Genomic DNA, 13,118 nt, shown 5'->3' with positions numbered 1-13,118 from the left:
GGCTGTCGGGACACCCTCTCTTTTTGCGCTTGTTTATCGGCTGTTTATTTTTCGTTTATTCCCTTTTCTTAGAATCGTCTCAGAATATGTCGAATCATCGGGACGTTCGTCTCAGTTCGACAAGGGGATAAGGGGGGCAACAATGTGTTGCTGCGCAAAAAAGGCAAGCGGGGACTTGGGCTGCTGCTGGCGGCGAGCCTGCTCGCGGGAGCGGCGTCCGGAGGCTGGGTGAAGCCGGCCGAGGCGGCCGCGGCGGACATCGAGGTCAAGCAGAAGTTCGGCAACCGGATCGGAAACCTCAGCTACGGGGCTGAGAACGCGTTCGGCAACTTTTACAACAACATGGAAAGCGGCTTCTACATGGAGCATGATTCGGCTACGTCGGCCGACTGGGGCGCGGGCGACGTCTTCACGGTCAATTCGGGCGCGACCTATACGCTGCGCGTAGGAGAGAACCCTCTGCTGTCGGCGATGGCCCAGAGCGGCCATGCGACGTTCAAGATCGGCTTCGCCGTGCTGCGTAAGCATTATGGCGTCTTCTCGGGCACGGAGAATTCCAGCATCACCGTGACGGTCAATGGCCGGCAACTGATGGACTACGATACGGACGACACGAGCGGAAGCACGCAGATCTACAACAAGTCGGAGCAAGAGACGCTGACGCCGGGCGCGGTCATCAGGATCCGCGTCTCCGGCGAGGATGACGACAACGGCCCGACCGGCGTGCGCGGCCTGTACATCCTGTTCGAGGACAAGCAGCGTCCCGTGCTGGAGGACTATACGTTCACCGGCAACGGCGCGACGCGCTTGAACACCGAGATCAACCAGACCGAGCTCTACGTCAAGAAGAACGAGTTCGTCGACCTCGCCTACAACTTCAGCGAGCCAATCCGGCCGACCGCCGTATCGGCGGGCTTCTCGGACTACTTCCTGAGGCATCCGCTGTTCGTCAACCAGGCCAATACCGGCTTGCCGGCGGAGGGCCAGCAGCAGTACCTGCAGAACACGACCTACAGCGCGGCCAACCTCGGCACCTACCACGACCGGCTCGCCTATCGCTACGTCGCCTCGGCGTACCACAACAGCGGCAACCTGCCGCTTGAGCCGAGGGTCGACACGAGCACGCTGAACGCGCTGCCGATGGACCTCTCGCTCAAGGAGAAGCTCGAGCAGGCCGTGCTGGCGGACGCCGCCGGCAACGTCGCCTCGATGCGCTTCCCCAACAAGGCGAGCGCGGGGAGCCTGCCGGTCGTCGTCTCTGCCGGCCGCGCCGTCGATCCGTTCGACTACAAATCCGGCGGCTACCGCGTCATCGTCGACGCGGTGCGTCCGAAGTACACGAAAAGCGGAAACGGCATCCAGCCGGAAATTCTGACCGGCACGACGCTGAACAAAGGCGACGTCATCGACTTCAGCGTGCAGCTCACCGAGCCGGGTATCGTCAATCGGCTGTGGGAAGGGCAGGAGAACGGCACGTACCTGCTGTTCAACAACGGCATGCGCGCCTACTACGTCTCCGGCTACAGCAAGTCGGTATGGAAATTCCGGGCGACGATCGGCGATTCCGTGGACCTCGAGACGCCGCTGCTCAAGGTCGTCTCGCTGTCCCATGACCGCAAGACGCCGCAGACATCCGATCTCGAGGTCATCCAGGACTATGCGGGCAACCTGCTCATCCAGCCGGCGAATTTCCAGGATACCTATGCCAATGCGCCGCTTGATCTGGAGCCGTCGCTCGTAAGCTCCAAGATCGACTGGGCCAATCTCATGATCGACAATACGAAGCCGATCATCGGCTACCGCTACGAGCAGGGCGGAGCTACGGGCTCGACCTACGCCAAGGAAGGCAAGATGACGATCGACGCCAACGATCCGTCCCTGCTCGTGCCTCCGCTCGATCCGTCCGTCCCTGACCGCGGGCTGGAGCGTCCGAGCCGCGGCATCTACCGGCCGAGCAACATGAGCGCCGAGGCGTCGCCGTCGATCGGCCTCGTTTATTACACGTGGAGCCAGTCGCCGGCCGATCCGCTCGCGGGCAAGGAAAGCGACCATTTCGCCGCGATCAAGCGCTACTCGCTGTCGGCCAAGCAGCCTGCGGAGGAGCTGTATCCGGAGATGGCCGGCCTCACGCTGTCGGTGACGAACAACAAGACGAACCTGATCGCGCCGCCGCCCGAGGCGCTGCTGCCGGAGAACAGCGGCAAGTGGTACCTGCATGCGTGGACGGCGGACATGACGTGGGATACCGCCCGCGAGCTGATGCAGTACGACAAGAGCAAGGACTACGTCGCCCAACATCCGCAGCAGTACGAGGCATGGAAGGCCGAGGCGCCGGGCGAGTCGGAGGCGGACAAGACCGTCTACGCCGACAACAAGGCGCTGCAGGCGGTCGGCCAGTACGGCGACTCCAAGCTCTGGGAGCTGGAGGACTTCAAGCACGACGACTCCAACTGGACGCATGAGGTCGGCATCCTGCGCCTGGACAACAAGCAGCCGGTGCTGCAGCCGGCAGCCGTCTCGGCAGACGGCACGGCCAACGTGACGGTCGAGGCGCTCGTCGAGGAGCCGCATAGCGGCATCCGCAGCATCGGCTACCAGTGGGTCAAGGAGGGCTTCGATCCGCAGGAGCTGGAGTGGAAGCCGGCGACGACGGTGGCGGGCGCCGTGTACGGCGATGACGCGCCGTCCTATACGGTGACGCAGTCGACCTACAGCGACGTGTTCGAGGACGGAGCCTACTGGCTCTACCTGAGAGCCGAGGACCAAGCCGGCAACTTCGTCGTCGACACGCCGCAGAGCGCGCCGATCACGGTGAGCTCGGAGCAGGCCGTGCCGACGAAATTCCTGCCGGAGCCGAAAGTGAGCTTCGTCCGCAGCTCGGAGCTGACATTCCATATCGGCGAGGCGCTGCCGGATTCGCTCGGCTACGCCTGGTCGGACAGTCCGCTGCGTCCTGCGGACGGCGCGTTCTCGCCGCTCGATCCGCTCGGCACCGACGAGCTTGGCTGGACGAGCTATACGATCCCGGATGAAGGGAAAAGCGGCGTCCGCTACGTGCATGTGAAGGCGCAGCTCGGCGACCGTACGCAGTATTACTCCCGGGCCTACTATTTCGACAACGAGCCGCCGCAGATCGGCTTCGGCCTCGAGGGGCTGAGCTATCCGCTGCCCATTCAGAGCGTGCTCGTCACGGTAGCGGAGCTGTACAGCAAGAACAACCTGAACGCCTGGTTCCAATGGGTGCGCGAAGGGGAGTCGGAGCCGACGGAAGGCTCGGGCGGCTGGCAGGAGCTGAAGAGCGACCGCGTCGCGCAACTGGATGGCGCGGAGCGGCTGGCGCCGGGCGAGACGGCGGACTTCCGCCTGTACGTCAAGGCCGTGGACGGCGCAGGCAACTCCGCGCTGGCGGCCACCTCCGGCACGTTCAAGCTGGCCGGCCCGGTCAAGGACGCTCCGGCCGCTCCCGGCACGTCCAAGCTCATCTCCCTGACCGGCGACGAAGAGGACGGCTACACGGCGATCGTCAAGCTGGGGCTGCAGACGGAAAATCCGTCGGGCTACGACTACTCGGTGTCCCCGGACGGGGGATCGACCTGGCTGAAATGGCGTCCGTACACGACGTTCGCCAGCCTGAAGGTGCCGTCGGGAGATCCGGCCGCGCTGCAGGTGCAGGTCAAGTACCGCTCGCCGGGCGGCAAGGTCGGCGCCGTCTATCCGGTCGACGCCGCGGGCTTCGACCCCGACGCCGAGCCGGTCTATGCGGTGGCGACGATCCCGTCGCTGACGCCGGTGAACGCCCAGACGGGAGCGACGATCGAGATCGCGCCTCCGCCGGGCATCCGCATCGTGCCGTCGAAGCTCAACCATGTGCAGCCGGTCCGCTCCGGCAACCGCTTCAACGTCAAGGAGAACGGCTTCTACACGTTCGATCTGAGCGATCTGAACGATGCGAAGCGCAAGGAGACGCTCGTTGTCGTCGTGAACCATGTCGACGGCACGCCTCCGGCCGGCATCATCCAGTACTCGGTCAGCAACAACGTGCAGACGAACGGCAGCGTGACGGCGATGCTGACCGGCACCGAGCCGATCGTCGTCACGAACAACGGCGGCAAGAGCGCCTACACGTTCACGGACAACGGCAGCTTCACCTTCACCTTCAAGGACGCCGCCGGCAACACCGGCGAGGCGACCGCCGTCGTGGCCAACATCGACCGCACGCCGCCGCGCGTCAAGATCGAGCGCTCCTACGCCTACGGCAAGGACGGCAGCCTGACGTTCGGCACGATCACCGACGGCAGCGGCAACGTCGTGCTGTCCTCGGGCGTGACGCTGTCGGTCGTCAAGGCCGACGCCGGGGCCCGCGACTTCGTCGTGCACAGCCAGAACAACGGCGTCGCCGTGACGCAAAACGGCGTGGTCTCGTTCACGGTCGGCGACGCGCTCGGCAATACGCTCGTCGTCAAGGAGCAGGTGGACGGCATCGCCAGCGAAGGCCCGCAGCCGGAGCGCGTGTCCTACACGTTCATCGACGCGAACGGCGCGGAGCTGCCGGCGAGCCGCATCGCCACGATCGGCGGCAAGAAATACGCCGCCGGCAGGATGAAGGTGACGGTCAGCGGCAAGATCGCCGCGCCGAACGCCGTCTTCTCCGGCCTGCGTCCGATCGGGACGCCAGGCGCCTACAGCAATCAGGTGAGCGATGCCGGCGGAGCCTACTCGTACTCTCGCATATTCGAGACGAACGGCGTGTCCTCGATCTCGATCTCCGACGCGCTCGGCAACGCCACGCAGATTCCGGTGACAGTAGCGGGCCTCGACAACGCCGCGCCGACGCTGCGGCTGAAGCAGAGCTCCGTCGGCATCGTGCAGAACAAGGCCGGCTTCAATGCGGCAGCCGATCTCGGCGGCTACGAGGCTTCCGACAATGTGTCGGCGGCGGACAAGATCAAGGTGGAGATCAGCGGCCTTGACCTGGGCCAGCTCGGCCGCCAGCGCGTCGCCTACACGGCGACCGACGAGGTCGGCAACCGCACGGTCGCGTACCAGGACGTCGTCGTCGTCAAAAACGGCGGGCTGCTCATCTTCGGCAACGGCACGCTGCTGTCGGCCTCGTCCGGCGAGCAGGCGCTGTTCGATACGAACCGCATCACGTTCCGCGTCAGCGGCTACGGCGACATGAAGGTCGGCGGCAAGGCGGCGGTCAACGAAGCGGGCACGTTCGAGCTGCTGTACCAGCCGGGCCTGTACCGCGAAGGCCAGATGAAGTCGATCGCGACGAAGCTGACGTACGAGCAGCTGGCAGGCAGCGGCTTCACCGTAACCTTCCCGAAGGCGGGCTGGTATACGGTCATCGTCCGCACGCAAGAGCGCGATCGCGAATATGCGAGCTTCTTTGTCGGATCGGTCAAATAGAGTGATGAACGAAGGAACTGGGGGATGTTCGGTGAAGCTGCTTAAACGCGGACTGTCGTCGCTGCTGGCATTCGTGCTCGTATTTCCCGCCCTGTTCGAGAGCGGCCACGCGGTGGCCGCCGAGCTGGGCAAGAGCCGGACGACGACGATCCAGAACGACTATATCAAGGTGACGGTCGACAACGAGACGGGACGGTACGGCATCCGCACGATCGAGGGACAGCCGATCCGCAAGCAGGACCAGAACGTGAGCCTGCTGTTCCGCGGAGACGATCCGGAGACGTCGTTCACGACGTTCCGCATCGACGGCACGGACTATATTTTCGGCAACAAATACAAGTTCGGCAGCGAGCAGTCGCGGACGACGGAGCCGACGCTCGTCGAGAAGCCGAACGGCACGAAGCAGCTGGAGATGGTCTGGTCGATGAAGGGCGTGTCGATCAAGCAGATCCTGCTGCTCTATACGGACGGCAAGGACAAGATCAACTCGGGCAACGTGAACATCCGCTACGAGGTGACGAACGGCAGCGGCGCCAAGGTGGAGGTCGGCAGCCGGATCCTGCTCGATACGATGGTCGGCGGCAACGACGGCCCGGCGTTCCAGGTCGGCACGGCGTCCAAGGCGCCGCTGCTCGTCGAGCGCCGGCTGACGCATGAGCCGGAGAAGATCGGCATTCCTCCGGAAGACGCGCCGCTGCACAAGCTGCCCGCTTACTGGGTCATGCGCGACAAGCTCCACCTCGAGAATCCGCAGGCGACGAACGTCGTCGCCTACGGCTTCAACAACGTCGCCGAGCAGAACATCAACATCGTCGACGAGATGGTCGTCGGCCATTGGAACGGTCTGGCGAACACGAAGTGGGACTATGAGGTCCATCCGAACCTCGACTTCACTCGCGACACGAACGACTACGGCAGCGCGGATTCCGCCGTGGCGTTCTACTGGAACCCGGATGCGATCGATCCGGGACGCATGCAGAGCTTCGAGACGATCTACGGCCTCGGCGAGATCGTCGCGCCGGACAAAGTGTTCTCCATCCGCTACGTCGATCCGGTTCAGCAGCTCGCCACGCTGCCGGACGCGAGCGGCTATCGCGACGAAGGCGTGTTCGACATCATCGCCGAGGTCGAGAACCTGCCGTCGTTCAACATGGAGCATTCGCGCCTGGAGCTGGAGATGACGCTCGAGAGCGGACTGAGCTTCGTGCAGCTCGACGAGCAGGGGAACATCAAGCGCGACGGCTCCGGCAAGCCGCTCGTCGACACCGTGAGCAGCAAGCGCGTCGAATACCGCAAGGAGGCGACGCCGGAGGAGGCTAAGCTCGGCATCCAGCCGAAGTACAAGCCCGGCGATACGGTGACGGCGACGTTCAAGGTGATGGCCAAAGGCCGGCCGTGGCCGACGACCCGCCAGTACATGCTGACGGCGCGCAGCCCGGAGACGCGCAGCAAGATCGAGGGCATCGCCGACGAGAGCATCCAGGCGCAGTACGAGTCCGTCAAGACGAACTTCATCCTGCTGCCGCCGGTCGGCCAGGCGACGCCGACGTACGTGTACGGCGTCTCGCCCAAGGAGCTGTACCGCACGGACGTCAAGTACATGACGGTCAACCTGTCCAACATCGAGGCGTACACGACCGGCGGGGGCGGCACGGAGCCGAACTTCGACCTGTTCCTGGTCGAGAAGTCGACCCGCGAGCGCTACCGGGTGCCGGTCGCCGATTCGGTGCTGCTGCAGCCGACTGACGACGGCCTGACCGGCGACATGCGCATCACCTACCGCGGCGGCGACAAGGTCGACGAGGCGGGCAGCGTGATCGAGGAAGGACTCGGTCCCGAGCTGCCGCTCGGCGAGTACGAGATCGTCATCGACTACAAGGGGACGGCCGGCGACGATCCGGACCTCGCCTCGATGTACGACATCGCGTCGGGCCAGACGATCCTCGTCACCGACAACGACGAGTCGCGCATCCGCGAGGCCGGCATCCTGGCGCTGTACAAGGAAGTCGTCGATCTGAGCGGCATCGACAACGGCGCGACGGTCGGCGAGGAGCGGCTGGAGCAGCTGAACAGCCTGTTCCCGGGCGAGCCTTTCGAGGAAGGCAGCTTCCTGTACGAGGCCGCGACGCAGTACAAGAAGACGCGCGCCCTGATCGGCGCGGCCAGCAAGGCGGTCGATCCGGAATTCGAGCTGAGCGAGTTCGCCGACGAGGCCGCCCTCTCGGAGACGCCGCTTTACAACTATCAGATCTTCGAGAGCGAAGAGGATCTGGAGGCGTTCGAGGAGCAGGCCGAGGAGGATGAGATCGAGCGCGAGACGCTCGTCGTTGTGCGCGGCATGGTCAAGCAGGTCGGCAGCGGCGACGACCAGCAGATCATCGTCGATACGAAGACCGAGCCGGCGATCATCAACGGCGCGGTCGCCTACAGCGGCAAGGATCTCGTGCTCGTGCGCGGCAAGCTCGACATCCTCGGCATCAAGCAGCCGGAGGGACTGCCGCTGCTCGACACGCTGTTCGTCAAGGGCGACGGCACGCTGAGCGTGGCCAGCAGCGGCTTCATTTTCCACAAGGGCGAATGGACGCTCGACTTCTTCAACGGCTTCGACAAGACGCTCGGCGGGGACGGCTACGGCATCCCGCGCGCCGGCAGCGGCGAGGACGAGGAGGAGGACGAGGAGGAAGAGAGCCAGGACGCCAACAAGCAGTCGGCGACGAACCCGGAGGACGACAGCCAGAACGGCAGCCTCAAATGGGCCGTCGGCGGCGTCGGCGACCGGCTCAATCCGCTTCGCCAGATCATGCTGGAGAACGTGTACTTCAACAAGCACTCGCTGTTCAGCGCTCCGAGCTTCTCGATCGACGGCTTCGGGCTGTCGCTGAACGACTTCATCCTGCGCGAGGGCGGCATCTCGTTCGGCGGCTCGATCTCGCTGAAGATCGTGAACGCGGAGATCAACAACGTCATCTTCAACGACAAGGGCTTCGTCGGCATCGACGCCAAGCTCGGCTTCGACCTCAACGAAAGCCTCGGCCTGTTCGGGCCGAAGGAGGACAAGAAGTCGGGCGAGGAAGGTCCGAAAAAGCCGAGCGGCAGCATCGGCGTCACCCACTACGTCCAGAAGGTGGACGGCATCAGCAACACGTACGGCCTTGAATTCGAGGCGCAGCTCAAGAACATGACCGAGGTCGCGATCGAGTTCTCGCTCAAGCAGGTCGACGACGGGCGCATCCTGCCGGATGTGATCGCCTTCGGCACGCAGCTCAAGAGCCCCGGCATCCTCATCACCGGCGCGACGTACCTGACCGCGATCCGCGGCGCGGTGCGCGAGCTGGCCGATACGATCGCCGGCGGCACGGCGGAGGATCCGTTCCCGCTGACGATCCAGGCGGGCGTCGGCGTGCGCTTCGGCATGGCGCCGGCGTACTTCTTCGGCGACATCGACCTGACGCTCAAGCGGACGGGCATCAAGATCGAGGGCGTGATGGATTATTCCCCCGACGCCAACGCGGAAAAGGACGACCGCATCGAGATGATCACGATGGCGCTGCTGGAAGCCCAGTGGGTGACGCCGTGGTTCGTGCGCGTCCAAGCCGAGGTCGACATCGGCGGCTGGGACATCATCGTCGGCAAGGCCGGCATCTTTGTCGGCCAGAACCTGGAGAAGAACCGCACCGACTTCGAGGGCTACATCGGCTCCAAGGTGCAGATTCCGGGCTCGGTGCCGGTCGTCGGCGGCATGCCGCTGGCGAGCGTGTTCCTCGGCGTCAACAACGACAAGCTGTGGGGCAGCGTCGGCATCCTGTTCATCAGCCTCGGCATCACCTACTACTGGGGCGGAGGCGTCGAGTTCGGCACGTCGACCGACCAGCTGCCGGAGGGCCTCGCGCATCTGGTCATCGAGGATCCGGAGCGCGGACCGCGGCTGCTCGTCATCGGCTCGGGCGTGCAGGCGCTGGCCGACTCCCGCGTCGCGGCGGAGCAGGAGACGCAGGCGATCGAGTACCGCGAGATCGGAAACGGCATGAAGATCGTCGACAACGGCGACATGACGCTCGGCCTCGGCGGCATTACGGTCAAGAACGGCGGACGCGTGCATGAGATTCCGCTCGGCGGCGTCAGCGGCAACGCGATCATCGAGGTGGAGTACGACAGCAAGGAGATGCCGGCCTTCACGCTGAAGGACGGCAGCGGCAAGCCGTACCCGATCAAGTTCGACAACACGAACACCGACAAGACGGCCAACGCCTTCACGCAAGTCGTGTCTGCGAAGAACACAGGGACGGACGTCGACTCGCGCAAGGCGTACGTCATCATCCCGGCGGCCAAGGCGGCCGCAGGCGGCACATGGACGCTGACCGCGCAGGCGCCGGTCGAGACGAAGCTGCTGAACGTGCCGACGGCGCCGCAGCTGAGCGAGGTCGGGCTGACGGCGGATCCGGCGGACGAGAACAAGTTCGCCGCGACGTGGAAGGTCGATAACGCCAAGCCGGGCGATACGGTGAGCCTGTATTTGGCGAAGGACGCCGTAACGGACGCGACCGAGACGCTGGCAAGCGGCGACGTCGTGCGCAAGGCCGGCGACGCGGGCATGCTGATCGCCAAGGACTTGCCGGCAGCGGCGGGACGGGCGAGCATCGACGTCCGGCGCATCGAGCTGGCGGGCGGCACGGAGGACATCCGCGGCCTGCTGCGCCAAGGCAGCTATTATGTGCGGGCGGAGCTCAAGTCGGAAAACGCCTTCGCCACGAAGACGTCGGCGCAGCGCTTCGAGCTGAAGGATCCGATGGCTCCGGGCAAGGTCAGCGACGTAGCGGTGAAGCCGGCAGGCAACGGCTATTTCCATCTGTCGTTCAAGCCCGGCGCGGTCAAGAGCGGCCAGCAGGCTTATGAGCGCAGCTATGTCGTCGAGGCTTTCCAGAACGGGATCGCGTACGAGCCGTTCGGCGACGTGCTCATGACCGAAGAGGAGCTGCAGCCGTACTGGAACGCCGCGAGCGGCAAGTACGAGGGCATTCCGATCGGCGGCTGGGCGGCCGTGTCGGCTTCGGATCAGATCGATACGTCCGGACTTGGCGGCACGCAGCTGGTCGGCGAGGAGGGCAAGGAGGCGCCGAAGGTGTCTCATGCCGGACTCGAGACCGGCCGCATGTACGTCATCGGCGTCAGCGCCTCGGCGGTGCCGACGGAAGCGGACGACAAGAACCGCAACCCGCATTACGCGGATCGGGCCGACACGGCGGCGACGCTGCTGCCGCTCGTGCAGAAGCCGCAGCTGACGCTCGGCGGCGGTCCGGTCAGGACGAGCGAGCCGGGCAAAACCTTCTGGACCTACCTGACGAGCGGCACCGAGCAGACGATCTCGCTGCATTCGGCGCAGCCGAACGTCGAGGTGGAGGCTTATGTCGGGGAGGAATACCTCGGCAAGGCGGACATGCGCAGCGAGGGCGGCATCAGCCGCGGCTCGCTCAAGCTGACCCGCTTCGCGACGGACGGCACGTTCGCCGTCGAGCTGCGGTCCCGCAACACGGCGACGGGCGACGTCTCGGTCACGATGCTGTACCTGACGGTCGATACGATCGCGCCGGTGCTGTACATCGACGAGCCGGCGACGGGAGCGCGGACGCAGGCCGGCCGGGTGCGCGTCGCCGGATCGACGACGCCGGGCGACGTGCTGACGGTCGCCGGACAGCCGGTCGAGGTCGAGGAGGACGGCCGCTTTGGCGGCGAGGTGCTGCTGCCGGAGGACGCCGGCGCGTCGGCCGAGCTGAAGTTCGTCGCCCGCGACGCGGCGGGCAATGAGAACTCGGCCGTCGTGGACGTCACGAACGACGGCTACCGCGCCCCGAGCGCGATCGTGCTGAAGCCGATCCCGACGCTCCGTCCGGGCGACAGCGTGAAGCTGCAGGCCGTGCTCCAGGTGGCGGACGGCAAGGACGGCAGCGGCAAGACGCGCTATAAGGAAGTCGCGCTGACCGAGGCCGAGCGCGAGCGCCTGACCTTGACGGTCGACGGCGACTCGGCGCTGCTCGCCGAGGACGGCACGCTGACGGCGCTTGGCGCCGGCGCGAGCCTGATTACGGCGGAGTACCGCGTGTCGGACGGCATGACGCTGCAAGCGATGGCGGTCGCCGAGGCGAAGCTGCCGCAGCCGACCTCGCTCGGCGCGCTCGGAGCCGAGGCAGAAGCGGTGCTCGGCGCGACGGACAAGACGCGCGTCGTCATGACCGATGCCGGAGACATGACGGGGCAGCAGCTCGCTTACCGCGTCTATAGCGCGGGAGCGAAGCTGCCGGCCTTCCAGGAGGACCTGTCGACCTGGAGCCTGCTGCCGGCGGACGGCATCGTCGCGGCGAAATACGGCGACACCGTCGTCGTGGCGAAGCGCCTGTCCAGCGGCAAGCTGGCGATGGCGGCGAAGCTGCTGCCGGCGAGCATCTGGATGATGATGCCGGGCGGCTTCGGCTTCGGCGGAGGCGGCGGAGCGCCTGCGGGCGACAAGCCGCAGGCGAGCGTGAACGGCGCGGCGATCGAAGCCGCCTGGGAAGGCAAGACGGCGCTGATCCGTCTGGACGGCTCCGTCCTGGAGGGCGGCGTCGCGGCGGATCTGACGCTCCGCTCGGCGGAGGCGGGAGCCGAAGGCTACCGCGTCACGGTGGAGCGGGCGCTCGCGGACAAGCTCGCCGCGGCGGGCAAGACGCTGCGCATCGAGCTGCCGATGGCGAGCCTCGCGCTCGGAGCGCCGCAGCTGCGCGGCGGCAAGGACGATCTCGTGCTGGCGTTCGGCTTGAACGACAGCGGAGAGCGGACGCTGCTGGATGCGGCGGCCGCGGCTCAAGGCTTCCAGCTGCTCGGAGGCGGCGCAGGCTCCAAGCTGCAGCTCGGCCTCGAGCCGGCAGGCTGGAAGCCGGCGCCAAGCGCGACGCTGCCGCTGCCGGAGGGCGTCCGGACGAAGGACGTGACGGCGGTGCTGCTCCGCGCGGCGGACGGCAGCTGGACGCCGCTGCCGTGGAAGCCGGCGGCGGGAGGCGCGGCCGCCCTCGTGCGGCTGACCGGCTCGGGCAGCGTGTACTTCGCGGCGAGCACGCGGACGTTCACGGACGTCGCGCCGCTGTTCTGGGCGGCGGACAGCATCCGCCAGGCTTCGGCCCGGATGCTCGTCCTCGGCCAATCCGCGGACAAGTTCGCGCCGAACGCCAAGGTGACGAGGGCCGAGTATCCGACGATCCTGCTGCGCGCGGCAGGCTACATGAACGAGCCGGCCGCGGCGGTCCGCTTCGGCGACGTGCCAGCGGACAGCTGGTACGCCCGCACGGTCGGCATCGCAGTCGGCCTCGGCCTGGCGAGCGGCAAGAGCGCGGAGCGCTACGATCCGAACGCGGCGCTGACGCGGCTCGAGGCGATGGCCATGGCCGGCAGGCTGATGGCGATCGCGCAGCCGGGAGCGCAGCTTGAGGAAGCGGAGATCGCGCGCGTGCTGGGCGCCTTCGCCGACGTCAAGGCGATCCCGGACTGGGCGCGCGGCCCGGTTGCGGCCGCCGTCAAGGCGGGGCTCATTCAAGGCATCGACGGCAGCATCCGTCCGGGCGATCCGCTGACCCGCAGCCAGGCGGCTGCGATCGCGGTCCGGGCGAGCGACTGGATGAATTCATAACCGGCCGGCAGGCGAGCCCGCATCATGCTTCAGGCGTGATGCGGGTTGTCTG

The 13,118-nt window shown here is 66.2% G+C and carries 2 protein-coding genes; both read left to right on the top strand.

What is annotated here, in order from left to right:
• The first annotated feature begins 144 nt into the window (after positions 1–144).
• Positions 145–5,412: a hypothetical protein gene (locus GE073_RS18435; RefSeq protein WP_153784046.1), complete on the top strand. Its 5,268-nt coding sequence runs from the start codon at positions 145–147 to the stop codon at positions 5,410–5,412.
• 31 nt (positions 5,413–5,443) lie between these two features.
• A complete protein-coding gene (locus GE073_RS18430; protein WP_153784045.1) occupies positions 5,444–13,066 on the top strand; it encodes an S-layer homology domain-containing protein in 7,623 nt (2,540 codons plus the stop codon).
• Positions 13,067–13,118 lie beyond the last annotated feature (52 nt).

It is taken from the genome of Paenibacillus sp. B01, from assembly GCF_009649995.1.
Classification (GTDB): Bacteria; Bacillota; Bacilli; order Paenibacillales; family Paenibacillaceae; genus Paenibacillus_O; species Paenibacillus_O pasadenensis.
This window is presented reverse-complemented; position numbering and strand designations above follow the sequence as displayed.